This window comes from Sphingomonas pseudosanguinis, assembly GCF_052056765.1.
Taxonomy (GTDB): Bacteria; Pseudomonadota; Alphaproteobacteria; order Sphingomonadales; family Sphingomonadaceae; genus Sphingomonas; species Sphingomonas pseudosanguinis.
Genome location: NZ_CP189888.1, coordinates 3,396,881 through 3,423,269, shown reverse-complemented (window position 1 = coordinate 3,423,269; position 26,389 = coordinate 3,396,881). Strand labels below are relative to the sequence as shown.

Below are 26,389 nucleotides of genomic sequence, written 5' to 3'. Positions count from 1 at the left end.
CGGTCGAGCCGATCGATCGCCTGTTTGCCTACCCGCCTGTGCGGCCGAGTGCGGCCCGGAGATGATGATGAGCGTTTCTTCCACCCGGCTGGCCGTTCTCGGGCTGGGCCTGGCCATGGCCGCCGCCGCCTGCACGCCGCTGCGCTCGCATCAGGGTTATGTCGTCGACACCGACCTGGTCAATTCGATCCAGCCGGGCGTCGACAACCGCCAGTCGGTGCTCCAGACGCTGGGCACGCCGACCATCACCAGCCAGTTCAACGGCGGCGACTGGTATTATGTCGCGCGCGACAGCCGCAATCTGGGCTTCAACCTGCCGCGCCCCGCGTCGCAGATCACGCTGCAGATCAGCTTCGATCCGGCGGGCAATGTCAGCGCGATCCGCCGGTCGGGCATCGATCAGGTCGCCGACATCTCGCCCTATGGCAAGACGACGCCGACGCTGGGTCGCCAGCGCGGCTTCTTCCAGGACCTGTTCGGCAATATCGGCGCGGTCGGTGCACCGGGCGCCGGTGCGGGCGCGCCGGGTACGGGTGGCGGCGGACGTACCCGTCCGTAAGGGCGGGGTCGCTTTTCCTGTAATAGTGAACTCCGTTCCGTCGGAGTGCACGGCCTGTTGCCGGCGAGGGATTTCCTTGGCCTTCGACTTCGCCCAGGCGGAACGGGGTTTGTGGTGTCACCCTTCGCAAGGAGGTTGGGTTTCACCCTTACCTCCGTTCCGCCTCAGCGAAGTCGAAGGCCACGCTTCACCCTAGCTGAGCGCGGAACATACGCTTCGACTTCGCTCAACGTGAGCGGAGGTCGGGGTCTCATTTCAGCAAATCCCCCGTTTGGCCGCGTCGCCTGATAAGCAACGACGCGGCCGTGCCGTGCTTGGACCGGCACGATCCCGAAAGGGGGTGGGATCGGGCCTGCTAACGCCCCAAAACGACAATGGGTTCGCAAACGGGCCTAATTCCGTTTGCGAACCCATCATGGCGTCGCGTCGGCGGGGGCCACGGCCCCCTGCCCGCCCGCTTACTGATTCATCGAGTCGAAGAAATCCTCGTTGGTCTTCGAGTTCTTCATCTTGTCGAGCAGGAACTCCATCGAGTCGATCGTGCCCATCTGCATGAGGATGCGGCGCAGCACCCACATCTTGGACAGCTTGTCCTTCTCGACCAGCAGCTCTTCCTTGCGGGTGCCCGACTTGCCGACGTCCATCGCCGGGAAGATGCGCTTGTCGGCGACCTTGCGGTCGAGGACGATTTCCGAGTTGCCGGTGCCCTTGAACTCTTCGAAGATCACTTCGTCCATGCGGCTGCCCGTGTCGATCAGCGCGGTGGCGATGATCGAGAGCGAACCGCCCTCCTCGATGTTGCGCGCCGCGCCGAAGAAGCGCTTGGGCCGCTGGAGCGCATTGGCATCCACACCGCCGGTCAGCACCTTGCCCGAGGACGGCACCACGGTGTTGTAGGCGCGGCCGAGGCGCGTGATCGAGTCGAGCAGGATGACGACATCCTTCTTGTGCTCGACCAGGCGCTTGGCCTTTTCGATCACCATCTCGGCGACCTGGACGTGGCGCTGCGCCGGTTCGTCGAAGGTCGACGACACGACCTCGCCGCGTACCGAGCGCTGCATGTCGGTGACTTCTTCCGGACGCTCGTCGATGAGGAGGACGATCAGGAAGACTTCGGGGTGGTTGTCGGTGATCGCCTTGGCGATGTTCTGCAGCATCACCGTCTTACCCACGCGCGGGGGCGCCACGATCAGCGTGCGCTGGCCCTTGCCCTGGGGCGAGACGATGTCGATGACGCGCGCCGACTTGTCCTTCTGGGTCGGGTCGGCGGGGTCGAGGACCAGCTTCTGCTCGGGGTAGAGCGGGGTGAGGTTGTCGAAATTGACGCGGTGGCGGACGGCTTCCGGGTCGTCGAAATTGACGCTCGTCAGCTTGGTCAGCGCGAAATAACGCTCGCCATCCTTGGGCGCGCGGATCTCGCCTTCCACCGTATCGCCGGTGCGCAGGCCGTGCTTGCGGACCTGGTTGGGCGAGACATAGATGTCGTCGGGACCGGCGAGGTAGTTCGCTTCCGGGCTACGCAGGAAGCCGAAACCGTCGGGCAGCACCTCGATCGTGCCCAGGCCCATGATCTGGTCGCCCTTTTCCGCCTGCTCCTTCAGAATGGCGAACAGCAGGTCCTGCTTGCGCAGCGTCGACGCGCTCTCGACACCCAGTTCCTCGGCCAGCTGGACGAGATCGGCGGGGGTCTTTTTCTTGAGGTCTTTCAGATGCATGGGGATCGGTCCGGATGGTCGGAGGGCGTCGGTCGGCGAGGATCGCGGCGAAACGAGGCTGTCGATAAGGAAGTGTAGGCGACGCGAGGACCGCGCCCTACGCCGCCGGAGTTAGGATTGGGGGTGCCCCAAGTCAATGGGGAAAGCCCATCGCTGCTTGAGTCCCTCGCCCCTCCCGCAAACGGGAGGCTCCTCTTCCTACTCTTCCTACTCCCCTCCCGCAGGCGGGAGGGGCGGGGGAGGGAAAGCCGCAGGCGTTGGTCTCGGTGAGACTCCCTGCCCTCCCCCAACCCCTCCCGCCTGCGGGAGGGGAGTAAGGAGGGGGAGAGGAGGTCAGAACGGCTTGATGACGACCAACACCACGATCAACGCCGCCGCCAGCGCGGGCACTTCGTTGATCATGCGCAGCTGCTTGCCGCTGAGCTTGGTCACCCCGCGCGCCAGTTTCTTGGAATAGCCGACCATCCAGCCATGATAGCCGCTGAGCAGCAGCACGAAGAACAGCTTGGCATGGAGCCAGCCCAGTCCCGGCACGCCCGAGAACAGCCCCAGCGACGCCGCCAGCAACAGCCCCAGCACCCACACCGCAATCATCGCGGGCGTCAGGATGATCGATCGCAGCTTGCCCTCGCGCTCGACCCAGCGCGCAGCGTCGGTGGCGTCGCCCGCGACCAGCGCCTCCTGATGATAGACCAGATAGCGCGGCATCATGAACAGCCCGGCCATCCAGAAGATCACGAAGATGATATGCGCCGCCTTCACCCATTCATAGGCGGCCCCGAGAAGTCCGGTCATCATGCGCTCCGTACGCGGGCGATCAGCCGCTCGACATGCGCGATCGGCGTGTCGGGCAATATGCCGTGGCCCAGGTTGAAGATATGCGGCCGCTCGGTGAAGGCGGCCAGGATGTGATCGACCGCGCCGTCCAGCGCCTCGCCGCCAGCGATCAGCGCCAGCGGATCGAGATTGCCCTGCACCGGCAGACCCTTGGGCAAATAGGTGTCGGCCCAGACCGGATCGACCGTCTCGTCCAGCCCGACCGCGTCCACGCCGGTTTCGCGCGCATAAGCAGGCAGCTTACCCCCGGCCCCCTTGGGGAAGCCGATCACCGGCACGCCCGGGCAACGTTGGCGGAAACCATCGACGATCGCGGCATTGGGCGCGATCACCCAGCGCTCGAACTGTGCCGGCGACAGCGAACCCGCCCAGCTGTCGAACAGTTGTACCGCCTCGACCCCGTTGGCGACCTGTCCCGCCAGATAGTCGATGGTCATCTCAACGATCGCATCGATGATCGCCCCGAAGCCTTGCCCGTCGGCATAGGCGAAACGGCGCGTCTCACCCTGGTCCTTGGACCCCTGCCCCGCCACCATATAGGTCGCGACCGTCCAGGGAGAGCCGGCAAAGCCCAGAAAGCTGGTCTGGGGCGGCAACTGCGCCTTCACCCCCGCCACGGTGGCGTAAACGGGCTCGAGCCGCTCAGGAACGCGCTGAAGGGCATCCAGCGCATGATCGACCAGCGCCGGCGCCAGCCGTGGGCCCTCGCCCGCGCCGAAGCTCAGGTCCTGCCCCAGCGCCCAGGGGACCATCAGGATGTCGGAGAACAGGATCGCGCCGTCAAAGCCGAACCGGCGGATCGGCTGGACCGTCACCTCGGCCGCTGCGACCGGGTCGGTGGCGAGCGCCAGGAAGCCACCCTTCTCCGCCCGCAACGCGCGATACTCGGGCAGATAGCGTCCGGCCTGTCGCATGAGCCACATCGGTGGCGTCGCCTGCCGCTCACCCGACAGCACGGCGAGCAGGGGCTTTTGGATCGAGACGTCGGTCAGGAGACCCCCCTTCTTCTATCTAAGAAGATTCTAAGAATGGATTGTTGAAGTGGTTGGCACGTTGGTTGTCGGGATTATGCGGCTCTCCCCGATATGCCAACACGTTGACTCAAGGGGAATCACCGATTCAACGGGATTCGGATTCATGACCCCCGTAACTCACAGGCTGTGGAAAAGAATCGCACCTGTGAGATTCATTGTGGACGAATCGGTCGTTATCCACCGGCCGCCAGCCGCTTGGCCGGTCGGCGAAGTTACGCTACCGATTCTTCCCATGTTATCCACAGAGTCATTCGGGCGGTCATGACGACGCGGCTCCACCTGCACCTTTTGTCCGATTCCACCGGCGAAACGCTGGAGAACATCGCCAAGGCGGCGCTGGCGCAATATGACGATGTGGAAACCGTCCGGCACTTCTGGCCGATGGTCCGCACCGAAAGCCATCTGGAGCGCATCCTGCAGGAGATCGCGCAGAATCCGGGGCTGGTGATCTATACGCTGGTCAACCCGACCACCCGGCGCGTGCTGGAAAGCCGCTGCCACGCGCTGGGCCTGCCGACGGTGGCGCCGCTCGATCCGGTCAATGCCGCGCTGTCGGGGTTGCTGGGCGTCCAGGCCAAGATGCGGCCCGGTCGCCAGCACGTCCTCGACGCCGCCTATTTCGCACGGGTCGATGCGATCCAGTTCACCATCGCGCATGACGATGGGATCGCGTGGGAGGAATGGGAAGAGGCCGACATCGTGCTGGCGGGGGTCAGCCGTTCGTCCAAGACGCCGACGTCGATCTATCTCGCCAATCGCGGCTACAAGACCGCCAACATCCCGATCGTGGTGGAAAGCCCGCCGCCGCCGTTCCTCTTCACGCTGAAAAGGCCGCTGGTCGTGGGACTGACCACCAGCGCCGACCGGCTGATCGCGATCCGGCGCAACCGGCTGCTCTCGCTCAACCAGGCGCCCGACACCGATTATGTCGAGCAGGAGGCGGTAAACCGCGAACTGACCTTCGCCAGGCGGATGTTCGCCGACAATGACTGGCCGGTGATCGACGTCACCCGCCGCTCGATCGAGGAGACGGCGGCGGCGATCATCTCCCTCGTCAATCAACGAAAGTCCGACGCATGATCATCCTCGCCTCGCAAAGCGCCTCGCGCCGGGCGATGCTCGACGCCGCCGGGGTCGCCTATGAAGCCCTGCCCGCGCGGGTCGACGAAGCCAGCGTCAAGGCGGCGATGGCGGGGTCGTCCCCGCGCGACCTGTCCGATGCGCTCGCCGAGATGAAGGCGGTGAAGGTGTCGGCCAATGCCGGGCCGGTGCCGGTGCTGGGTTCGGATTCGATCGTGGCGCTCAGTGACGGCACGCTGCTCGACAAGCCCGAGAGCCGCGAAGAGGCGGCCGAGCATCTGGCGCGGATGAGCGGCGGGAGCCATGAATTGTGGAGCGCCGCCGTCATCGCCGAACATGGCCGCCCCGTCTGGCGCCATGTCGAGCGCGCGAAACTCCATGTCCGCCCGCTCTCGGGGGCCTTCATCGACCGCTATCTGGACCAGGAGTGGCCCGACATCGCGGGCTGTGTCGGCTGTTTCCGGATCGAGGGGCCGGGCGTTCAGCTCTTCTCGCGGATCGAGGGCAGCCATTTCACCATTCTCGGTATGCCGCTGCTGCCCGTGCTGGGCTATTTGCGCGAGCGCGGCTGGATGCCCGCCTGACAGGAATTTTCATGACCAAGCCCTATGCAGAGGTGATCGGCGACCCGATCAGCCATTCCAAATCGCCGCTCATCCACAATTTCTGGGCCGAGGCGCTGGGCCTCGACGTCGAATATCGCGCGGTACATGTCACGCCCGAAGGGCTCGCCGCCTATTTTGCCGAGCGCAAGGCCGATCCCGACTGGCGCGGCTGCAACATCACCGTGCCGCACAAGGTCGAGGCGCTGGCGCATGTCGAGGATCGGGGCGACGTTCGCAGCACGATCGGCGCGATCAACACCGTGATCCGGGCCGAGGACGGCGCGCTGGTCGGCACCAACACCGATGCGGCGGGATTCTACGCGCCGCTCAGCGAGCTCGATCTGGCGGGGCAGCCGGTGACGGTGATCGGGGCAGGGGGGGCGGCGCGCGCGATCCTGTTCGCGCTGTCGCGGATGGGCGTCGGCCCGGTGACCTTGTTCAACCGCAACGTGCTCAAGGGCGCGGCTTTGCTGTCGTCCTTCGGTCTGAAGGGACAGGCGCTGCCGATTGGCGCGGCGGTGCCGCCCTCGGCGCTGGTCGTCAACGCCACCAGCCTGGGGATGACCGGCCAGCCGCCGCTCGACCTCGATCTGTCGGCCTTGCCCGAGGACGCGGTGGTCTATGACATCGTCTATGCGCCGCTCGAAACCGGGTTGCTCGCGGCGGCGCGGGCGCGCGATTTCGACACGATCGACGGGCTGGAGATGCTGATCGGCCAGGCAGCGGTGGCGTTCGAGCTGTTCTTCGGTGCCGAACCGCCGCGCGACCGCGACGAGGACTTGCGGGCGCTGCTGCTCGGATGATCGTGCTGGGGCTGACCGGCTCGATCGGGATGGGCAAGTCCACCGTCGCGCAGATGTTCCGCGACGAAGGCGTGCCGGTGTTCGATGCCGATGCCTGTGTCCATGCGCTGCAAGGCCCCGGCGGCGCCCTGGTCGCAGCGATCGAATCGGCCTTTGCCGGCACCACCGATTCGGGCGGGGTGAATCGCGCCGCGCTGGGCCGCGCTGTGCTGGGTGATGATTCGGCGATGCGGCGGCTGGAGGGAATCGTCCACCCGGCGGTCCAGGCCGCGCGCGCCGCCTTCCTGCGCGATCATGCCGACTCGCCGCTGGTCGTCGTCGACGTGCCGCTGTTGTTCGAAACGGGTGGTGACGAATCTGTGGATAAGGTGTTGGTCGTATCGGCAGACGCCGCCGTGCAGGAGGCGCGGGTGTTGGCAAGGCCGGGCATGACGCCCGGGAAATTCGCCGCGATTCTCACGCGTCAGCTGCCTGATGCGGAAAAGCGCGCGCGCGCCGATCATGTCATCGCGACCGACATTCCGCTGGCCGAGACAAAGCGCGCGGTGCGGCGGCTGATCACTTGCATGCGGGACTCCGAAGGCCGATAGTCGGTGGATGAGAGAGATCGTTTTCGACACCGAAACGACAGGGTTCAAATTTTCGGAAGGCGACCGGCTGGTCGAGATCGGCTGTGTCGAACTGGTCAACCGGGTCGAGACCGGGCGCACCTATCACGCCTATTTCAATCCCGAACGGTCGATGCCCGCCGAGGCGCAGGCCGTCCACGGGCTGTCCGACGCGTTCCTGAAGGACAAGCCGGTCTTCGCGGCGGGCGTGGCCGAGTTTCTGGACTTTATCGGTGACGCGCCGCTGATCGCGCATAACGCGACCTTCGACTTCGGCTTCATCAATGGCGAGCTGGGCGCGCTGGGCTTTCCGCCTGTCTGCGAGAAGACGCGGATGGTCGATACGCTGGCGATCGCGCGGCAGAAGCATCCCGGCGCCAAGCATACGCTCGACGCGCTGTGCTCGCGCTATGGCATCGACCGGTCGCACCGCGTGCTGCACGGCGCGCTGCTCGACGCGCAGCTGCTGGCGCAGGTCTATGTCGAGCTGATGGGCGGGCGGCAGATCGGCCTGGGTCTGCTCGCCGACGATACGGGGCAGGGGACCGCGACGGTCACCGTCACCCGCACGCCCGCCATCGTGCGCCCGCCCCGTGTTTTCCGCCCCAGCGACGCGGAACTTGCCGCGCATGCCGCGTTCTTAAAGGGGATCGCCGATCCGATTTGGGGGGCCGAGGCGTCCGGTTGACGCCACGGGACAGGCCAAAAGGACCGTCCCAGTCGAGTAGTTGAGGAGAAAATGATGGATATCCGGATTTCTGGTCATCAGGTCGAAACGGGCGACGCGCTGCGGACCCATGTGACGGACCGGCTTCAGGGTATCGCCGAGAAATATTTCGCCCGCGCCATCTCGTCCGAGGTGACGTTCGGGACGGGTCCGCACGATGTCGGCTTCAAATGCGACATCGTGATGCATGTGACCCGCGGCCTTGTCCTGAAGGGACGTCACGACGCGCAGGATGCGCATCTGTCCTTCGACGGTGCGGCCACCAAGATCGAAAAGCAGCTGCGCCGCTATTCCCGCCGCCTGAAGGACCGCAATGCCGGTCAGGCGATCGAACTGGCCGAGGCGGGGGCCTATGATGCGGGCTATACGCTGTTCGCCGAACAGGTCGACGAAGACGAGGCGGGCGATGCACCCCTGATCATCGCCGAGACCCGTGTGGATATTCCCGATGCCAGCGTGTCCGACGCGGTGATGATGCTCGATCTGCGCAATACCGCGGCCCTTTTGTTCAAGAATTCGGGCACCGGTTCGTACAACATGGTCTATCGCCGGGGCGACGGAACCATCGGTTGGGTTGAACCACAACGGGGCGGCTCCGAAGGATAAGCCCCTATCGTTCTCCCGCGCGGGCCGCTATTGGCGCGGCCTGCGCGGGGGCGCATCGGAAAACGAGCATGAATGATTTCAGCGACCTGTTGCGCCACGATACGGTGCTGGCCGGCGTTTCGGCGGCCAACAAGAAATTGCTGTTCCAGACCCTGGCGGCGGCGGCCGCCGGTCCGTCGGGGCAGGACGCCAAGGTCCTGACCGATGTGCTGGTCGAGCGCGAGAAGCTGGGCTCGACCGGTTTCGGCGGCGGTGTCGCCATCCCGCATGGCAAGGTCGACGGGCTGACGCAGATCGTCGGCGTCTTCGTGCGCCTGGCGCAGCCGATCGATTTCCAGGCGGTGGACGACATGCCGGTCGACCTGGTCTTCGCGATGTTCTCGCCTGCCGATGCCGGCTCGGCGCATCTCAAGGCGCTGGCGCGGGTGTCGCGGCGGCTGCGTGACAAGGGTTTCGTCACCAAGCTGCGCGGGGCGGGATCGCCCGACGCGATCTGGGCGCTGCTGACCCAGGACGAGGCGCGTGACGCAGCCTGAGGGCGAGGCGGCGCATTTCCGGGCTCTCGAGACGCTCTACGCCCAGGCGCCGATCAATCGTCTGTTCGACTCGACACTGGACATTCCCGAACCCGGCATCGCGCGTATCCGCTTTCGGGTGGACGAGCGCCATTATCACGCGGCGGGGGCGGCGCATGGCACGAGCTATTTCAAGATGCTCGACGATGCCGCCTTCTACGCCTGCAACAGCCTGGTCACCGATCGCTTCCTACTGACTACCCAGTTCAACCTGTTGCTGACCCGCCCGATGAAGGCCGGCGCGGTGGTGGCCGAGGGCCGCTGGGTCAGCGGACGGCGGCGGGTGTTCGTCGCCGATGCGCGGCTGATCGATGCCAGCGGGGAGGAGGTCGCACGCGGCACCGGCACCTTCATGCGCTCGCAGATCGCGCTGGCGGGTCTGCCCGGCTATCGGACCGTCTGAGCCGATGGACGGCCGCCTGCCGAGCCATATGCTGGTGACCGCGCTGCTCCGCCGGATGAACGACGGCGGCGGCATGGGCATGGTGCTGGCCAAGGGCGATGCGCAGGCCGGCGGCATCCTGATGGTCATCATCGATGCCGACCGGCGCGAGCGGGTGATGGAGCGCGGCATCGGACCCGATGGCCGGACGGCGCTGATCGATTCGACGCCTGCAAACGATGTCATCGGCTATTGGCGACGCCGTCGCGCGCGCGATCCCGATCTGTGGGTGATCGAACTGGACGGCGCTGGAGCGGAACGCTTCGCCGCTGAAACGATCCTGCAACATTGACGAACGCGGCCGGATCGGCCACGAGCCCCCCATCTTAAGTTCGCGTTGTGCCGCGCTGGGTGCGATCCGGTCGGTTACGCAGTCGGGGGGAAGCCCGGACGAGCGCCTTTGGGCAATGCTCGGGTCCGTGATCCAACCGCATGTCTGTTCGAGTGAATGACCGTTTTCAAGCGAGTCGCGGCGTCTGCGGCCATGGCTCTTTCCCTGGCGGGTCTTCTCGCCACCAGCACGCCCAGCCTTGCGACCAACATCGCCGGCGCTGCTGCCACCACTCCAGTCAGTGCGATGACTGTTTCCGGGATCAACGCCGCCGAATTGGCGATGGTTCCCCAGAGCGCCCGGGCCACCATGTCCGCGCTTCCCGATTTTTCCCAGGTTTCTGAAAGCGATGAGGACAGCGAATATGCGTCGCTGGCCGAAGCCGTCGCCGACCAGGACGACATCGCGTCGAGCGAAGAGCTCCGCTGTCTCGCTGGTGCGATCTATTTCGAATCCCAGGGTGAGCCGCTCACCGGCCAACTCGCCGTCGCGCAGGTGATCCTGAACCGCACCAAGTCGGGCCGCTTCCCGACCGGCGTGTGCGACGTCATCAAGCAGCGCGGCCAGTTCAGCTTCGTGCGCCGCGGTGAAATCCCCTCGATCAGCCCGTCGCGCAGCGCCTATCGTACCGCCGTCGCGGTCGCCAAGGTCGCGCTGGCCCAGGCCTGGGACGGTCCGGCCGGCAAGGCGCTGTTCTTCAACACGCCCGGCAACCGCCCCGGCGTGCGCGTCCAGAAGGTCGCGGCGATCGGCAATCACATCTTCTATCGCTGAGACGAACGGTCCCGCTTGTCGCGGGGCTTTGCCTTTGTTCGTCAAATGTTCTAAGCGGGTGGCATGTTGGACATGCCGCCCGCTTCGTGTGTCGAGGACCCCAGCTCACCGCTCTGCGCCGCCGATGTCGCGCGCGGGGTCACCCGGATGCTGCTCCGCCACGATCTGATCACCATTCCCGAGGTCCCGCTGGAGGGCGGCCGCCGCGCCGACCTGATGGCGCTGGACGCACGCGGCAATGTCGTGGTGGTCGAGATCAAGGTGTCGCGCGCCGACATGCTGGGCGACGGCAAATGGCCCGACTATCTGGCGCATTGCGACCGCTTCTATTGGGCGGTGCCGGCGGGGTTCGACTGGACGCCGCTCGAAAGCGCGGCCTTCCTCCCTGAGCGGACCGGGATCATCGTCGCCGACCGCTATGACGCCGCGATCGTGCGCGAGGCGCATAGCGTGCCGCTGCCGGCACATGTGCGGAAGAAGGCGACGCTGAACTTCGCGCGCAGGGCCGGGCGGCGGATGATCGGGCTGACCGATCCGGATGCGGGGATGTGATGGTGGGCCCGGCAGGACTCGAACCCGCAGCCTAGCCGGATCGATACTCCGATCGCGTACGTCCCAAAGGTGATGGAGGGAAGCTCGGTCGGGGATGTTGGCCAATCTCTCGGACCGGGACACCCCTCCGTCAGGCCTTTCGGCCTGCCACCTCCCCTTCCAGGGGAGGAATGTTGATCCGGACTAGCAATCAGGGGATTCCCTTGGCCTTCGACTTCGCTCAGGCTGAACGGCTGTTGATAAGTCCCCTCGCAAACCTCCGTTCGGCCTGAGCGAAGTCGAAGGCCACGCCCCACCCTCACCGCGTTAGAATCAATGTCACGATCGACCGCGGCGGCGCGACGTCCCCTGGGACGTCCACCGCCTGATGCCCCGCATCGGTCACGATCATCCGCCGCCGCCAATTCCCCGGCACCGCGACCGACAGGGGCCGGGGCGACAGTCCCGGATTGACATGGACCAACACCAGCCGCCGGCCATCGGCGGACAGCGCGCCGACGCTATCCATGTCATCCACCGGCACCAGCCGGTCGCCCGGGCGGATATAGCGGCTGAACTGCGCCATCGCCCAATATTTGCCCGTTACGTGGATCGCATGCGGCTTGTCCGCCGCACCCTGCAGATCGGCCTTCACGATGCCCCAGTTGGACCCCGCCTGCCCGTTGCGCGCGCTCAGATCCTCGATCGCCTGCCAGAAGACCCAGGCGGCCGGCTCCAGCCGCTTCAGATCGCCGACGACATGCTCGGCAAAGGCGAGTGGCGTCGCCATGCCGGTGAAATCCTCCGGGTCCTTGGACAGCGGCGTGTCATTCTCGCTCATCCACAACCGGATGCCCGAGGCGCGGGCGATGTCGCGCACCGCCGTCTGGTGGACGGTGCCATAGCTGTGAACGTTGAGCTGCCCGATCACTTTGCGGGTCGAGGCGGGATAGGCGGCCCAGTCCTCGACGAACAGATGCGAGGCGGTTTCGTCCGGCGCACCGACGACGGTGGCGAGGCCCCTGGCCTTCAGCGCGGCGGCGGTAGCGTCGATCATCTGCGCCTGGCGCGCGGGCGACCAGTGCGCGCCCTCCTGCGTATTGGCGGCGAACCAATAATCGGTATTTGGCTCGTTGACCGGCGACAGGGTGCGGAAGGTGATGCGGTGCCGGCGCTGCAACTCGTCAGTCACGCGGACGAGATAGTCGGCGAAGGCGCGCTCCTGACCGGGACGCAGATTGTCGTCGGTGCCCTTTTCCGCCCCCGACACGCGGCCGCTGACCGTCATGAACCAGGGCGGCGAGTTGGAAAACGCCTCGAAGATCGGCTGCTTCACCCGCGCGGTGATCGCGTCCAGCCACCAGCGCTGATTGGCGTCCTGTGCCCAGTCCCAATGTTGTGGGTTGTCGGCGCGCCACCAGTCCTTGCCGGTCACCCCCGCCGGTTGCCGCCAGAAGCCCGGCACCGCACGCCCGACCTTCATATAGGGCGGGGTGTCGGCCGCGTTGCCGCCGCCGATATTATAGCGCGCGATCGTCCAGCCCAGGCCATCGGCGCCGTAGAACAGATCGGCCAGCCGCGTCCGCTCCGCCTCGGGCCAGCCGCCGGTGACATGCGCGAACCAGGCGAGCGCGGTGCCCCAGCCCTCGAACACCGTCGATGGCCGGTCGATCGCCGGCCGCAGCGTGACCGGCACCGGCCGGTCGGCGGGCAGGGGGGTGGCGGCTCTGGGGGGGGCAGTCTGCGCCACCGCCGCTCCGCCTAGCATGAGCGCCAGGATCGTCGTCAACGTGCGTGCCGGCCGGCCCATGCCGCCGGAAATCCGATTGCGCCCCATCGATCCTGCTCCCTGCCGAGGTCGCCGTGATGCGACCAAACGTCAGACTATAATCGCAGCTGGGCGCGCGCCGTCAATCCGCCGAAGACCATAGCACGACCGCGCACGCCTTGGCGGCTTTCGGCCTTGGCCATCCCGATTAGAGCTTGTGACAGAAAGTTCATGCTCTTATAAATCAGACAAAAGGACGGCGATCCCATGGAGGATCGCGAGCGGGACAAGGGGATGGCGATGACGTGGCAATGGGCGGCCGGTGCGGCCGTGATCGCGCTGAGCACGGCGGCGACGGCGCAGGATTCGGGGCCGCAGGTGGCCGCCGTCCAGGTCGACCCCAGCCGCCCCGACTGGGAAAATCCCGCCGTCAATGCCCGCAACACCCGCCCCGCGACCGCCACCGCCTTTCCCTATGAAAGCCGCGCACTCGCGCTGGCCGGCGACCGGTCACGCTCCAGCCGCTATATGAGCCTCGACGGACCCTGGTCCTTCGCCTTCTCCCCCTCGGTCGATGGCGCGCCCAAGGGGTTCGAGCGGCCCGATTATGACGTGTCGAAGTGGAAGACGATCCCCGTCCCCGCGATGTGGCAGGCCGAGGGGTATGGCCAGCCCAAATACAACAACATCACCTATCCCTTCCCCGCCAACCGGCCACTCGTGCCGCATGACGATAACGAAACCGGCTCCTACCGCCGCGACTTCACTCTGCCGGATGGGTGGCGCGGGCAGGATGTGATCCTGCACATCGGCGCGGCGGGATCGGCGTACCGCGTCTGGGTCAACGGGCGGGAGGTCGGCTATTCGGAAGACTCCAAGCTCCCGTCCGAATTCGATCTCACCCGCTTCGTGAAGCCCGGCCGCAATGTCGTGGCGATCCGCGTCCACCGCTGGTCGGACGGCAGCTATCTGGAGGATCAGGATTTCTGGCGTGTCTCGGGGATCGAGCGCTCGGTTTACTTACGTGCCGTACCCAAGGCGCGGATCGACGATCTGTTCGTCCATGCGGGGCTCGACAAGAATTATCGCGACGGCACGCTGTCGACCGAGCTGACGCTGCCCGACTTGCCCCAGGCGATGACCGCGCGGATGACGTTGCTCGACGGGGATCGCGCGGTGGTGACGCGCGACGTGGCGCTGGCGCAGGGCGCGACCTCGGCCATGCTGGAGGCGGCGGTGCCGGGTGTGCGCAGCTGGTCGGCGGAGACGCCCAACCTCTATACGCTGCTGGTCGAACTGGTCGATGCGAACGGTCAAGTGGTGCAGGCCACGCCGCAGCGCATCGGTTTCCGCACCGTCGAGATCAAGGACGGGCAGGTCATGGTCAATGGCCGCCGCATCATGATCCGCGGCGTCAACCGGCACGAGCATGACCCGGTGACCTTCCACGTCATCTCCGAAGAGTCGATGCGCCGCGATCTGGAGCTGATGAAGCGCAACAACTTCAACGCGATCCGTACCTCGCACTATCCCAACGACCCGCGCTTCCTGGCGCTGGCGGACGAGTACGGCTTCTACCTGATGGACGAGGCCAATATTGAGAGCCACGCCTATATGGAGCAGGGCAACCGCCACGGCGGCGAGCGGGCCAAATACCAGATCGGCTTCGACCCCGCCTGGGAGGGCGCGCACGTCTCCCGCGTGATGAACATGGTCGAGCGGGACAAGAACCACCCCTCGATCATCTTCTGGTCGCTGGGCAACGAGGCGGGGATCGGTCCCAATTTCGAAAAGGCGGCGGCGGCGATCCGACAGCGTGACCGCTCGCGGCTGATCTCCTATCTCGGTTGGGGCACGCTCGACTGGAGCCACCAGCCGAACAATTATGTCGACATCTATGCGCCCATGTATGACGACATCGAAAAGATGGTCGACTGGGCCGAGGACCCGACGCGCACCCAGCCGATGATCCAGTGCGAATATGCCCATATGCAGGGCAATTCGGGCGGCAATTTCAAGGATTATTGGGACACCATCTACGCCCACCGCAAGCTGCAGGGCGGCTTCATCTGGGACTGGGTCGACCAGTCCATGTACCGCTATACCAAGGACGGGCGGCGCTATTGGGGTGATGGCGGCGAGTACGGCCCCAATCCGGGCGGCGATATCGAGTTCGGCGACGGGCTGAACCAGCCCGACCGCACGCCCAATCCGCAGCTGTACGAGGTGCAGAAGGTCCAGTCGCCGATCCGCTTCGACGGCTATGATCCGAAGACCGGACGGCTCATTGTACACAACCGTCATGACTTTATCGATCTGTCGGGTTTCACCTTCAACTGGGTGGTCGAGAAGAATGGCGTCGCGGTGGCGACCGGAGAACTGCCCGCGCTGACCACGGCGGCCGGGCAGGTGCAGACGGTGACGCTCGCCCCCAAATTCGCGCGGGAGCCGGGGGCGGAATATCGGCTGACCGTGCGCGCGCATGCCAAGGACGGCACGATCCGCGCGGTTCCGGCGAACTACGTCGTCGGCTGGGAGCAGTTCGCGCTCAGTGACGGACCCGCGATGCCGGTGGCGGCCAGGGGGCAGGTCACGGTGGCCGATAGCGCCGACAGCGTCACCCTGTCGGCGAACGGCGCGGAGCTGGTCATCGATCGCAAGACCGGGCTGGTCACACGCTATGCGGCGGGTGGCCGCCTGCTCGCGAAGGGCGGTCAGCCCAACTTCGTCCGCGCCGAAACCGACAATGACACCGCCAATGGCACGGTCGCGCAGCAGGGGCCATGGCTGACGATGAACGGCCGTTATCAGGTACGGCGTATCAGCGTCGGCCCCGACCGGAGCGTCACCGTCGATCATGAAATGGGCGCGGGCGCGGCGCGCTTCGTGACGAAATACACGATGGCCGGCAATGGCGCGGTCGATGTCGATGGGCAGTTCGTGCCGCTGAAATCCGACCTGCCGCCGCCGGTCCGTATCGGCCTGTGGTACACCATGCCCACCGCGATGAAGATGGTGGAATGGTATGGCCGGGGTCCGCACGAAAGCTATGTCGACCGCCAGAGCTCGGCCGCGATCGGACTGTGGCGCGGGGCCATCGCCGAGCAAAATCACGATTACATGCGACCGCAGGATACCGGCAACAAGACGGACGTCCGCTGGATGGAGCTGTCGGGCGAGGGGGCGGGGCTGCGCGTCCGTGCGCCCAGGCCGCTGATGATGCAGGCGCTCGCCTTCCCCTATAGCGATCTTTACCGCCGTGCGCCGGGGACGTGGAAGTCGACCGACATCGTCCCCCATGGCGAGACGACGCTGATCATCGACGCCGCGCAGTGGGGCGTCGGCGGAGACACGACCTGGAGCCATGTCGGTCAGCCGCACATGCAATATCGCACCCGGCTGGAGCCGACGCGCGTCGCCTTCCGCCTCGAACCTTTCACCGGCGAGGGCACGACACCCGATCGGGCCCAACCGGCGCGCGCGACGGAACCGCAATAGGGCTATTCTTTACTCGGACAATAAGCCATCATGCCGCAACAGGCAGAGGAGAATCCATGAAAAGGGCTACGAAGTTTCTGATCGCGGCGGCGGCCACCCTGGTCGCGACCACGGTATCGGCGCAGACGGCGCCGGCGACCTCGGGGGAGACGGTCGCGGTGCATGGCGACCGCCCGGGCGCGGTCTATGACCGCCATATCTTCGGCCAGTTCGCCGAGCATCTGGGCACCGGCATCTATCCGGGCATCTGGGTGGGTAAGGGCAGCAAGATCCCCAACATCAACGGCTATCGCCGCGACGTCATCGACGCGCTGAAGGCGATCCGGGTGCCGGTGATCCGCTGGCCGGGCGGCTGCTATGCCGACGAATATCACTGGCGCGAGGGCATCGGCCCGCAGGCCAAGCGCCTGACCAAGGTCAACACCAACTGGGGCGGCGTGACCGAGGACAACAGCTTCGGCACCAACGAGTTCATGAACTATACTGAGCTGGTCGGTGCCGAGGCCTATGTCTCGGGCAATGTCGGCTCGGCCGCGCCGTCCGAAATGGCCGAGTGGGTCGAATATATGACCTTCCCGTCCAAATCGACCTATGCCGAGGAGCGCCGCAAGAACGGCCGCGACAAGCCGTGGAAGCTGGCGATGTTCGGCATCGGCAACGAGCTATGGGGTTGCGGCGGCAATATGCGCCCCGAATATGCGGCCGACATCACCCGCCGTTATTCGACCTTCCTGAAGGTCCCCGCCGGCGAGCGCCTGATGAAGATCGCCAGCGGCGCCAACAGCGACGATTATAACTGGACCGAAGTGATGATGCGCGACGCTGGCGGCGCGTTCGACGGCATCGGCGTCCATTATTACACCATCCCCGGCGACTGGTCGAACAAGGGGCCGGCGACCGGCTTCGACGAGGAATCCTGGGCGCGCACCCTGTCCAAGACGCTGAAGATGGAAGAGCTGATCAGCCGTCACGCCGCGATCATGGACAAGTACGATCCGCGCAAGCGTGTCGCGCTGCTCGTGGACGAATGGGGCACCTGGTATGACGTCGAACCCGGCACCAATCCGGGCTTCCTGTTCCAGCAGAACTCGCTTCGCGACGCGATGGTCGCCAGCCTGAACCTCGACATCTTCGCCCGTCACGCCGACCGCGTGCGCGGTGCCAACATCGCGCAGATGGTCAACGTGCTGCAGGCGATGCTGCTGACCGATGGCGCGCGCATGGTGAAGACGCCGACCTATTGGGTGTTCGACATGTACAAGGACTATCAGGACGCCACCGTCCTGCCGGTCGATGTCCAGTCGCGCTGGTACAATAAGAACCAGTGGGTGATGAAGGCGGTCAGCGCCTCGGCCGTGCGCGACAAGGCGGGCGTGGTCCATGTCGGCCTGACCAATGTCGATCCCAACCAGCCCGCGACCGTGAGCGTGAAGCTGGACGGCGTGACGGCAGGCCAGGTGTCGGGCCGTATCCTGACCGGCACGACGATGGACGCGCACAACACCTTCGACGCGCCCAACCAGGTCGCGCCGCAGCCGTTCAACGGCGCGACGCTGTCGGGTGGCATGCTGACGGTGCAGATCCCGGCCAAGTCGGTCGTGATGCTGGACCTGCGCTGATGAAGGCCCGCGCCGGGGCGCTGCTCGCCGCCGCCGTCCTGCTCGCCCCCGTGGCGATCCTGGAGACGGCGGGGACCGCCGCGCCCCGGCGCGATGTGGCATGGAATAGTCCGGGGGCGGGCAATCCGCTGCTCCCCGGCTATTTCGCCGACCCCTCCATCGTGGGCGATGGGGGGCGTTGGTATATCTTCGCCACGGTCGATCCGTGGGGGGATGACCGTCTGGGGCTGTGGACTTCGGACAATGGCCGCGACTGGCGCTTCTCGCAGCCCAACTGGCCGACCAAGCAGGCGGCGACCAGCCCGACCTCGGGCGATGCCAAGGTCTGGGCGCCCTCGGTCGTGAAGGCGGCGAATGGCCGCTGGTATATGTATGTCTCGGTCGGCAGCGAGGTGTGGGTGGGCTCGGCCCCCTCGCCGGCGGGGCCATGGGCGGACGCCAATGGCGGCAAGCCGCTGATCGCGCGCGACTTCGCGCCGAAATATCACATGATCGACGCCGAGGCGTTCGTCGATGATGACGGCCAGGCCTATCTCTATTGGGGTTCGGGGCTGAACTGGACCAACGGGCATTGTTTCGTCGTGAAGCTGAAGCCCGACATGGTGCATTTCGACGGCGCGCCCCGCGACGTGACCCCGGCCAACTATTTCGAAGGCCCCTTCATGGTGAAGGAGAAGGGGCGATACCTGCTGACCTATAGCGATGGCAACACGACCAAGGACACCTACAAGGTGCGCTACGCGGTCGGTTCGTCACCCATGGGGCCGTTCACCGAGGCGGCGAACAGCCCGATCCTGCAAACCGATGCGGCCCGGCAGATCATCAGCCCCGGCCATCATGCGATCTTCGCCGACAAGGGCCGGTCCTATATCCTCTATCACCGCCAGGCCCTGCCCTTCGTGATGGGGAGCGAGCGGGTGCTGCGACAGGTGGCGATCGATCCGCTGACCGTGCGCGCCGATGGCATGCTGGAGACGGTGCGGCCGAGCCACGACCCGGTGATCCCCGCCTTCGCCGCGAAGCGTGACCGGGGGCTGCGCTGGACGGGCAAGGGGGCCGACGCGCTGGCGGCGGACGACAATTACGCGACCGCGTGGCAGCCCGAGGTGGGGAAGCCACCGGTCCTGACCGCCGATCTGGGCGGGGTACGCGACGTGCGGGAGAGCCAGGTCCGCCCGGCTTTCGTGATCGAGCCGCAGGATGTGCGGGTCGAGGCCTCGCTGGACGGTAAGAGCTGGCGTGAGGTGGCGGCGGAGAAGGGGGCGAGCGGTTCGCCGATCACCTTGCGCCACCCGGGCAAGGCGCGATTCCTGCGCATGACGGTGCGGGCGAAGGAGCCCGCGATTTTGGAGTGGTTGATCTTCTGATCGTTAAGCTCCTCCCGTAGGCAAGTTCCAGGTCGGTCATGCCCCCGGCATGATCTAAACGATGCGGGGCATCGTTTACCTGAAACTGGGTTTGGGGAGGGCAAAGCCGCAAACGTTGATCTCGGTGAGACTCCTTTCCCTCCCCCATCCCCTCCCGTTTACGGGAGGGGAGCGGCTAGAGGAGAGCTCGGGTCCTCAACCTCCGTTCAGCCTGAGCCCTTCGACTGGCTGGCAAGTCAGCCGCTCAGGATAAACTTCGGCGCTACGCGCCGAAGTCGAAGGCCAAGGGAAACCCTCACCCCTTCGGCAATGCGAACGCCATGGTATAATCCCCATAGCGCGTCCCCAGCGCGCCATGCCCGCCGGCGGTGATCACGACATATTGCCGCCCGTCCCGCCCGCGATAGGTCATCGGCGTCGCCTGCGCCCCCGCGGGCAGCCGTGCGCGCCACAGCACCTTGCCGCTCTTCAGGTCATAGGCGCGCAAATACTGGTCGGTCGTAGCCCCGATGAACACCAGCCCCGAGGCGGTGATGATCGAGCCACCCAGATTGGGCACGCCCGTCTTGATCGGTACGCCCAGATGGCTGCCGAACAACCCGGTATCCTGCGCGGTGCCCAGGACCTTCTTCCACACCACCTTCCGCGTGTTGAGATCGACGGCGGTCAGATGCCCCCAGGGCGGGGCGTTGCACGGCGCACCGAACACCCCGATCCAGGCAGCGACGACTGCGACATAGGGCGTGTTATACTGGGTCTGGAGATTGGGTTCGCGCGCATTCTCGCCGCCCTTCTTCTTCGCCATGTATTTTTTGACGCGCGGATCGTCGCGGCGCATCAGCCAGATCATGAACGGCATCTCCATCGTGTTGACGGTGAAGACCTGCCGCACCGGATCGACCGCCGCCCCGCCCCAATCGGTGACGCCGTCGAAGGCCGGATGGCCGATGATCGGCTTCAGGCCGGTGGGTTGATAGATGCCCGTCCCCTGCGCGCGGCGGATGTCGATTCGGCAGAAGAGCTGATCGATCGGCGTCGCGCCCCAAGTCGATTTCTCGGTCGGCGCCGGCGGCGTGAAGGAGGGCAGGCCGACCGACCAGGGCTGGGTAGGGGAGACCCGGACGCCCGGCGTCGCGCCGTCCTGGCGCGCGGGCTTCTCGACGATGGGCGTGATCGGCGCGCCGGTCAGGCGGTTGAGGAAATAGACCTGGCCCATCTTGGTGGTCTGAATCAGCGCGGGGATCGTCTGTCCGTTCGGCGCGCGATAGTCGAACAGCGACGGGCCGATCGGAATATCCATGTCCCACATGTCGCGGTGGACCAGCTGGCGGACCCAGCGCAGCTTGCCCGTCGCGATCTCCAGCGCGACGATCGACGAGCCGAACCGGTCGTCGAACGGCCGCCGCCAGCCGATCCAGTAATCGGGCGAGGCATTGCCGGTGCCCAGATAGACCAGGCCATTGGCCGGATCGGCGGTCATCGCGCCCCAGACATTGGGCGTGCCGCGGGTATAGACCTGCCCCTCGGGCAAAGGCGGGATGGCATCGGGTGAGCGACCCACGTCCCAGGCCCAGACGCCCGCGCCCGTGACGGGATCATAGGCGCGCACCACGCCGCTGGGGATGTTGCGGTTGACGTTGTCGACGATCCGCTCGCCGACGATCAGCCGGCCATTGGCGACGACCGGGGGCGAGGTGCTGATTTGGTCCGCCGGACCCGACACGCCCATATTCTGGCGCAGGTCGATCGCGCCATTGGTGCCGAAGCCGGGGCAGGGCTTGCCCGTATCGGCGTCCAGCGCCATCATCCGCGCGTCGAAGGTCGGCGCGAAGATGCGGCGCGGGCAGGGGGTGCCCGCCGGCGCCTGATAGAAGGCGACGCCGCGACAGACGAGATAGCTGTTGCCTTGGCGGCTGACCCGATCCTTCCAGCTCCATTTGGTCCGCCCCGTCGTCGCGTCGATCGCCTGCACGATCGAATGCGGGGTGCAGGTATAGAGCGTGTCGCCGATCTGGATCGGCGTCGCTTCGGAATGATATTCGCGCTTATGCTCGACCGCCTCGGCGCGGTCGGGCAGGTCGCCGGTCCGCTGGGTCCAGGCGAGTTCGAGTTTCTTCACATTATCGGGCGTGATCTGCGACAGCGCGGAATAACGCTGACCCGACAGGGTGCCGCCATAATCGGTCCAGTCCCCCACCGGCGCCTGCGCCGCGATCGGCAGCAACGGGTCCTGCGCCTCGGCGGGACGCGTGCGGATCATCGGCATGGCGAAAAGCAGCGCGATGATCCCCAGCGCGGCGGGCACCGCGCGCGACCGCGTCTTCGGCGCATGGAACGCGTGGCCGATCCAAGGCAGCGCGACGAGAATCAGCAGGACGGTGGGCGCGACGACGCGCGGGACGAGTTGCAGCGGGTCGAACCCGACCTCCCACACCGCCCAGACCAGCGTCGCGAGCCAGATCGCGACGTAAAGCCAGCGCCCGCGCCCATCGCCGCGTCCGATCAGCGCGCCCGACAGGATCATCGCCAGCCCGGTCAGGACATAATAAGGCGATCCCCCCAGCAGCGCGAGATAGCCGCCCGCCACCGCGAAGAAGCCGCCGAGCAGCGCCAAGATCCAGCCCAATATCTTCGCAAAGGCGCGCGCGACCATCGCCGTCCCCGATTTGTGACAAAAGATTGCTGTCGGGTGAACGCATCCCATGCGGCTTTTGGTCCCATGGCTTGATGCGCCCTGATGAATTTGAAAGGGATGCGCCTTCGATTGCTCGATGCGGAAGGATTCGCATGGCCGATTCGCTGTCCTGGCCCGCCGATCTGCCGCTGGCCCCCTGGCTATCCGCCTGGGTCGCGCCCGATGGCTGGACGCATCGCCGCTATGATCGCCCGCGCGTGGCGGGGACCGTGCGGCGCGGGCGGCTGCTGTTCCAGACCGGGCGCGCCGACATGATCGAGAAATATGGCGATGCGATCGACCATTTCCGGGGTCGGGGCTGGGATGTCAGCGCGTTCGACTGGCGCGGGCAGGGTGGTTCGGGGCGGCTGGCGCAGGGCGATACCGGCCATATCGACCGGTTCGACCGGCTGGTCGACGATCTTACCGCCTTCCACGCCGATTGGACCGCCGAGGAGGAAGGCCCGCATGCCGTGCTCGGCCACTCGATGGGCGGGTTCGTGACGCTGGCCGCGCTGGCGGCCGGCGGAATCGCACCGGATGCCGCGATCCTGGTCGCGCCGATGCTCGCGCTGCGCTCGCCGATCGGACAATGGGCGGGCAGCCGGTTCGCGCGGTGGCAGATGCGGCGCGGCGATCCACTACGCCCCGCCTGGCAAAGGCTGGAAACTCCCGAGGCCGCGAGCGCGCGGCAGAAGCGGCTGACCCATGATCTGGCGCGCTTCGCCGATCAGCAGGCGTTTCGGCGGCAATGGCCCGATCTGTGTCTGGGCTCGCCCAGCTGGCACTGGGTGGCGGAGGCGTTTCGCGCGACGGCGGCGCTGCGCGACGATCCGGCACTGGCGCGGATCGCGACGCCAGTGCTGATGCTGGTGGCGCAGGCCGATCGCCTGGTCGATGCGCGCGCCGCCGGCCGGGTCGCGGCGCGGATGCCGCGCGCCGAGATGGTCGCCTTCGGGCAAGGTTGCGCGCATGAAATCCTGCGTGAGGCCGATCCGGTCCGCGCCAATGCCTTCGCCGCGATCGACGCGTTCCTGACGCGGCATGTATCGCCGGTCTAGCGGGTGCCGCAGCGGATTGGCCCGCTCCCTTGGCGTAGGATGCGGCATTTGGGTGACCCTTCGACCGTGATCCGGCCCAGCCCGCTATGGGTGAGGGTCGCCATATAGCGCGCCCGCACGCTGGCATCGCCGGGACCGTCGAGCATGACCGTCACCTCGCCCGCGTCCAGCCCCGAGGCCGTCGTCACACCCTGACCGCTGGCTGAGAATCGCGCCTTGCCGACCCGGCCGCCGGCAATGCCCAGTTTGCCCGGGCCGAGCAGCGTCGTGACCAGCTGCTCGCCATCGGCGCGGTCGACTTGGACCTCGCCCGGCCCGGTGATCGTCACGTTAATCATATCCCCCCGCAACGCCTGTGCGGTCACCAGCGCGCCGCCGATCACGGTGATACCGGAGAGCGGCGGGGCGGCGATGGTCAGTTCCACCGGTCCGTTGCCGGCGCGGCGCGGCGTACCGTCGCGCAGCGTGCGGATGACCAGGGTACGACCGACGATCACCGCCTCGGTCTGGCGCAGCGCCGCCGGATCACCGTGCATCATCCCGCGCGGCGAGGCGGCGGTGATCAGATGCACGACGAACGCCCCTTCGACCCGGAGCGAGTCGAAGCTGCTCAGATCGATCCGCCGCTCGGCCGCATCGACGCCGCCGCTCGGGGCGATACAGAGACAGACGGCAAGGAGGATGCGCGCGTTCACACCGCCACTCAGTCGGTGCGTTCGGACCGGCCGCAGCGAACATGGCCCGACCCCATCTTCTGGATGGTGCAGATCGACTCGGGGCCGAGATCGGCACTCCCCGATCCCATCAGCAAGACCTTCGCCGGCCCCTGAACCTGCGCCGTGACGCCGCCCGATCCGGCGATTTCGACCTGCGCACGGCCGGCGCGCAAGCCCCGGCCGGCGATGCTGCCCGATCCCGCCACCCGCAGGATCACCGTATCGGCCGATCCGACCGGCCGGACAGTGCCCGACCCGGCGATCTCGATCTTGGCTTCGCCGACGCGCATCGCCCCGATGGCCAATTGACCCGATCCCGCCATGCCGGCCTGGAAGCGCGGCCCCTCCACCCGGTCGACTGTCACGTCGCCCGATCCGGCAAGGTCGACCTGGGTCAGCCGGGGGAGCGTCACGACGATGCGGACCCCGCGATCCCTTTTCCACGACGCGCGCGTCTGCCGATCACCGCGCCGGGTGATGCGCAACGTGTCGCCCCGGCGATCGATGAGGAGATCGTCGAGTTGCGTCGTGGCGCCTTGTGCATGCACCGAAAAATCACCGCCGACGCGGATATCGACGGAATCGCTGGTCTCGACCGTGACGGCGGTGAAATCACGCAACGGATAGTCGCGCTCGCCCTGTGCCTGCTGCGGTGCCTCGCCAGCATCGGCAAGGGCGGTGACGGGCAGGGTGAGCATTGCGGCGGCGAGCAGCCAGGACATCGACACGGATTTGCGCATCGTTCATTCCCCCAAGACGAAATAAAGCGGCGGCCCCATCCCGGCCGTCGTCACCCCTTATCGGCCATAGCGGCCGCAGCGCGCGCTGCCCGACCCGGTCTTGCCGACTGTACAGACCGCATTGGGACCCAGATCGGCGTTGCCCGATCCGGTCAGCCCGACCTTGGCGGGGCCGTCGACCTGCAGCGTCACATTGCCCGACCCGGTGATCCCGACCTGCGCCTGGCGCGCACGAAGGCCGGCGCCCTGGACATTGCCCGAGCCGGCGACGCCGACCTTCAAGCTATTCACCGATCCGCTCGCCGTGACCGATCCCGAACCCGCCACCCCGACATCGGCGGTGTTGACCCGCATCGCGGCGATCGCCAGATCGCCCGATTCGGCGACACCGGCGCGGAATAGCGGGCCGTCCACCCGGTCGACCGTCATCCGCCCCGACCCGCTGACCCCCGCGCCCGTCAGACGGGGCAGCGTCACCAGGATGCGGACATTCCGGCGGCCACCCCAATGCACACCTTTCTTCACGCCGATCAGCAGCTTGTCGCCGTCGCGCGCGATGCGCAGCTGGTCGAGCGCCCCGGCATCACCTTCTGCACGCACCGAAAAGTCACGGCCGGTGCGGATGTCGACCGGGTCGCTGCCGCTGGCGTCCACCGCCGTGAAACCGCGCACGGCATAGCTGCGCTGGCCGCCCGAGCCTTGCGCAGCGATCTCCTGGCCGCGCGCCTCGCTTTCGAAAGAACAGGCGGCGGTGGGGATCGCGAGTGCCGTGATGGCGAGCAGCGAGGGAAGAATGACCGACGTCTTCATGCAACAGCCTCCCGTGTATTGTACGGATAATACGCATGGGAAAGCGGTGAGCGCAAATGAAAAGGGGCGGCCCCATCGGCGCCGCCCCTTGTTCGTGTCGGAGAAGATCGACCGCGTGTCAGGCGGCGGGCTTTTCCTTGTTGTAGATGGCGGCGGCGGCACGCAGGATTTCCAGGATCTTCTCCTGGGCGCGCGGCTCGTCCACCTCTTCCATCGCGGCGAGTTCGCGGGCGAGGCGGCTGGTCGCGGCCTCGAAGATCTGCCGTTCGGAATAGCTCTGCTCGGGCTGGTCGTCGGCGCGGAACAGGTCGCGGACCACTTCGGCGATCGACACCAGGTCGCCCGAGTTGATCTTCGCTTCATATTCCTGGGCACGGCGCGACCACATGGTACGCTTGACCTTGGGCTTGCCCTTCAGCGTTTCCATCGCCTCGCGCATGGTCTTGTCCGAGGACAGCTTGCGCATGCCGACCGACTCGGCCTTGTTGGTGGGAACGCGGAGCGTCATGCGCTCCTTTTCGAACCGCAGCACATAGAGTTCGAGCTGCATCCCTGCGATTTCCTGCTTTTGCAGCTCGATCACGCGGCCCACGCCATGTTTGGGGTACACGACATAGTCACCGACGTCGAAGTGGAGCGCCTTGGCAGCCATTAAGGGGCCTTTCCGGATCAAGGCCTTCGCACGAGCGCCGAACAAGCGGAAATGGGTCCACTGATCAAGCCGGCCTCGGGAAGGAAGGGTCGAACACATCAAGGCGGGCAGTCGCGAAAACAGCTATGCCCGTCGCGGAACCATATAGCATGGTCGCAACAAAATTACCAGCATATGTGCAGGTATAGGGAACCATCCGGCGCGAACGGTCGAGACGTCGCTATTCTATCTTTCCTCCCCTGTAAGGGGAGGGGGAC

At 66.4% G+C, this 26,389-nt stretch carries 25 protein-coding genes; 16 read left to right on the top strand and 9 right to left on the bottom strand.

Features of this window, described 5'->3' with window-relative positions; genetic code table 11:
* Positions 1-61: 61 nt before the first annotated feature.
* Positions 62-559, top strand: a complete 498-nt coding sequence (locus tag ACQHGV_RS15685; RefSeq protein ID WP_440978871.1) for an outer membrane protein assembly factor BamE — start codon at positions 62-64, stop codon at positions 557-559.
* Positions 560-1,017: 458 nt separating this feature from the next.
* On the opposite strand, the gene rho is transcribed toward ACQHGV_RS15685, so the two are convergent.
* The 3 genes from rho to hemE all read right to left on the bottom strand — a co-directional run bounded on the left by rho (position 1,018) and on the right by hemE (position 4,088).
* Positions 1,018-2,274 carry a transcription termination factor Rho gene (rho, locus tag ACQHGV_RS15680; protein ID WP_440978870.1) on the bottom strand — a complete coding sequence of 419 codons (1,257 nt, stop codon included), beginning with the start codon at positions 2,272-2,274 and terminating at the stop codon, positions 1,018-1,020.
* A gap of 333 nt (positions 2,275-2,607) precedes the next feature.
* Entirely contained in the window at positions 2,608-3,069 is a 462-nt protein-coding gene (locus ACQHGV_RS15675) for a CopD family protein (protein ID WP_409787858.1), read from the bottom strand.
* Complete coding sequence (gene hemE / locus ACQHGV_RS15670; RefSeq protein WP_440980225.1) at positions 3,069-4,088, bottom strand: uroporphyrinogen decarboxylase; 1,020 nt, start codon at positions 4,086-4,088, stop codon at positions 3,069-3,071. Before hemE ends, ACQHGV_RS15675 begins: the two co-directional genes overlap by 1 nt.
* Before the next feature lie 318 nt (positions 4,089-4,406).
* On the opposite strand from hemE, the gene ACQHGV_RS15665 reads away from it, so the two are divergent.
* The 11 genes from ACQHGV_RS15665 (at position 4,407) to ACQHGV_RS15615 (ending at position 11,248) form a co-directional block, all read left to right on the top strand.
* Positions 4,407-5,225 (top strand): pyruvate, water dikinase regulatory protein, encoded by an 819-nt coding sequence (locus ACQHGV_RS15665; protein WP_183951596.1) that lies wholly within the window; start codon positions 4,407-4,409, stop codon positions 5,223-5,225.
* Positions 5,222-5,809, top strand: a complete 588-nt coding sequence (locus ACQHGV_RS15660) for a Maf family protein (RefSeq protein WP_183951597.1) — start codon at positions 5,222-5,224, stop codon at positions 5,807-5,809. Before ACQHGV_RS15665 ends, ACQHGV_RS15660 begins: the two co-directional genes overlap by 4 nt.
* 11 nt (positions 5,810-5,820) lie before the next feature.
* Positions 5,821-6,633, top strand: a complete 813-nt coding sequence (gene aroE, locus ACQHGV_RS15655; RefSeq protein ID WP_440978869.1) for a shikimate dehydrogenase — start codon at positions 5,821-5,823, stop codon at positions 6,631-6,633.
* Positions 6,630-7,223: a dephospho-CoA kinase gene (gene coaE, locus ACQHGV_RS15650; RefSeq protein ID WP_440978868.1), complete on the top strand. Its 594-nt coding sequence runs from the start codon at positions 6,630-6,632 to the stop codon at positions 7,221-7,223. Before aroE ends, coaE begins: the two co-directional genes overlap by 4 nt.
* A 7-nt stretch (positions 7,224-7,230) precedes the next feature.
* Positions 7,231-7,929: a DNA polymerase III subunit epsilon gene (dnaQ, locus tag ACQHGV_RS15645; RefSeq protein ID WP_440978867.1), complete on the top strand. Its 699-nt coding sequence runs from the start codon at positions 7,231-7,233 to the stop codon at positions 7,927-7,929.
* 54 nt (positions 7,930-7,983) lie between these two features.
* A complete protein-coding gene (gene hpf / locus ACQHGV_RS15640; RefSeq protein WP_183951601.1) occupies positions 7,984-8,574 on the top strand; it encodes a ribosome hibernation-promoting factor, HPF/YfiA family in 591 nt (196 codons plus the stop codon).
* 68 nt (positions 8,575-8,642) lie between these two features.
* The gene (locus ACQHGV_RS15635; RefSeq protein ID WP_183951602.1) at positions 8,643-9,110 is read left to right on the top strand and encodes a PTS sugar transporter subunit IIA; all 468 of its coding nucleotides are present in this window, start codon (positions 8,643-8,645) and stop codon (positions 9,108-9,110) included.
* Positions 9,097-9,552 carry a hotdog fold thioesterase gene (locus ACQHGV_RS15630; protein ID WP_183951603.1) on the top strand — a complete coding sequence of 152 codons (456 nt, stop codon included), beginning with the start codon at positions 9,097-9,099 and terminating at the stop codon, positions 9,550-9,552. The genes ACQHGV_RS15635 and ACQHGV_RS15630 overlap by 14 nt, the downstream gene beginning before the upstream one ends.
* A gap of 4 nt (positions 9,553-9,556) precedes the next feature.
* Complete coding sequence (locus ACQHGV_RS15625; RefSeq protein WP_440978866.1) at positions 9,557-9,883, top strand: DUF1491 family protein; 327 nt, start codon at positions 9,557-9,559, stop codon at positions 9,881-9,883.
* Between the two features lie 156 nt (positions 9,884-10,039).
* Positions 10,040-10,696 carry a cell wall hydrolase gene (locus tag ACQHGV_RS15620; protein ID WP_183951605.1) on the top strand — a complete coding sequence of 219 codons (657 nt, stop codon included), beginning with the start codon at positions 10,040-10,042 and terminating at the stop codon, positions 10,694-10,696.
* 63 nt (positions 10,697-10,759) lie between these two features.
* Positions 10,760-11,248 (top strand): MmcB family DNA repair protein, encoded by a 489-nt coding sequence (locus ACQHGV_RS15615; RefSeq protein WP_409787843.1) that lies wholly within the window; start codon positions 10,760-10,762, stop codon positions 11,246-11,248.
* 298 nt (positions 11,249-11,546) lie between these two features.
* On the opposite strand, the gene ACQHGV_RS15610 is transcribed toward ACQHGV_RS15615, so the two are convergent.
* Positions 11,547-13,064 (bottom strand): glycoside hydrolase, encoded by a 1,518-nt coding sequence (locus ACQHGV_RS15610; RefSeq protein WP_440978865.1) that lies wholly within the window; start codon positions 13,062-13,064, stop codon positions 11,547-11,549.
* 198 nt (positions 13,065-13,262) lie between these two features.
* Between ACQHGV_RS15610 and ACQHGV_RS15605 the strand changes: the two genes are divergently transcribed.
* Genes ACQHGV_RS15605 through ACQHGV_RS15595 form a run of 3 tightly spaced genes read left to right on the top strand, consistent with a single transcriptional unit; the run spans position 13,263 to position 19,479 of the window.
* A complete protein-coding gene (locus ACQHGV_RS15605; RefSeq protein WP_440978864.1) occupies positions 13,263-16,493 on the top strand; it encodes a glycoside hydrolase family 2 TIM barrel-domain containing protein in 3,231 nt (1,076 codons plus the stop codon).
* 56 nt (positions 16,494-16,549) lie between these two features.
* Positions 16,550-18,112 (top strand): alpha-N-arabinofuranosidase, encoded by a 1,563-nt coding sequence (locus ACQHGV_RS15600; protein ID WP_440978863.1) that lies wholly within the window; start codon positions 16,550-16,552, stop codon positions 18,110-18,112.
* Complete coding sequence (locus tag ACQHGV_RS15595; protein WP_440978862.1) at positions 18,112-19,479, top strand: family 43 glycosylhydrolase; 1,368 nt, start codon at positions 18,112-18,114, stop codon at positions 19,477-19,479. The genes ACQHGV_RS15600 and ACQHGV_RS15595 overlap by 1 nt, the downstream gene beginning before the upstream one ends.
* A 295-nt stretch (positions 19,480-19,774) precedes the next feature.
* Here ACQHGV_RS15595 and ACQHGV_RS15590 read toward each other — a convergent pair whose 3' ends face one another.
* Positions 19,775-22,132: a membrane-bound PQQ-dependent dehydrogenase, glucose/quinate/shikimate family gene (locus ACQHGV_RS15590; RefSeq protein ID WP_440978861.1), complete on the bottom strand. Its 2,358-nt coding sequence runs from the start codon at positions 22,130-22,132 to the stop codon at positions 19,775-19,777.
* A gap of 134 nt (positions 22,133-22,266) precedes the next feature.
* On the opposite strand from ACQHGV_RS15590, the gene ACQHGV_RS15585 reads away from it, so the two are divergent.
* Positions 22,267-23,214 carry an alpha/beta fold hydrolase gene (locus ACQHGV_RS15585; protein ID WP_440978860.1) on the top strand — a complete coding sequence of 316 codons (948 nt, stop codon included), beginning with the start codon at positions 22,267-22,269 and terminating at the stop codon, positions 23,212-23,214.
* Here ACQHGV_RS15585 and ACQHGV_RS15580 read toward each other — a convergent pair.
* The 4 genes from ACQHGV_RS15580 to ACQHGV_RS15565 all read right to left on the bottom strand — a co-directional run bounded on the left by ACQHGV_RS15580 (position 23,211) and on the right by ACQHGV_RS15565 (position 26,132).
* On the bottom strand, positions 23,211-23,909 hold the full coding sequence (locus ACQHGV_RS15580; RefSeq protein WP_440978859.1) for a GIN domain-containing protein: 699 nt from the start codon (positions 23,907-23,909) through the stop codon (positions 23,211-23,213). The two genes, ACQHGV_RS15585 and ACQHGV_RS15580, sit on opposite strands and share 4 nt — an antisense overlap.
* A gap of 8 nt (positions 23,910-23,917) precedes the next feature.
* On the bottom strand, positions 23,918-24,670 hold the full coding sequence (locus tag ACQHGV_RS15575; protein WP_440978858.1) for a head GIN domain-containing protein: 753 nt from the start codon (positions 24,668-24,670) through the stop codon (positions 23,918-23,920).
* 57 nt (positions 24,671-24,727) lie between these two features.
* On the bottom strand, positions 24,728-25,480 hold the full coding sequence (locus ACQHGV_RS15570; RefSeq protein WP_440978857.1) for a head GIN domain-containing protein: 753 nt from the start codon (positions 25,478-25,480) through the stop codon (positions 24,728-24,730).
* A gap of 118 nt (positions 25,481-25,598) precedes the next feature.
* Positions 25,599-26,132: a CarD family transcriptional regulator gene (locus tag ACQHGV_RS15565; RefSeq protein ID WP_042486954.1), complete on the bottom strand. Its 534-nt coding sequence runs from the start codon at positions 26,130-26,132 to the stop codon at positions 25,599-25,601.
* Positions 26,133-26,389 lie beyond the last annotated feature (257 nt).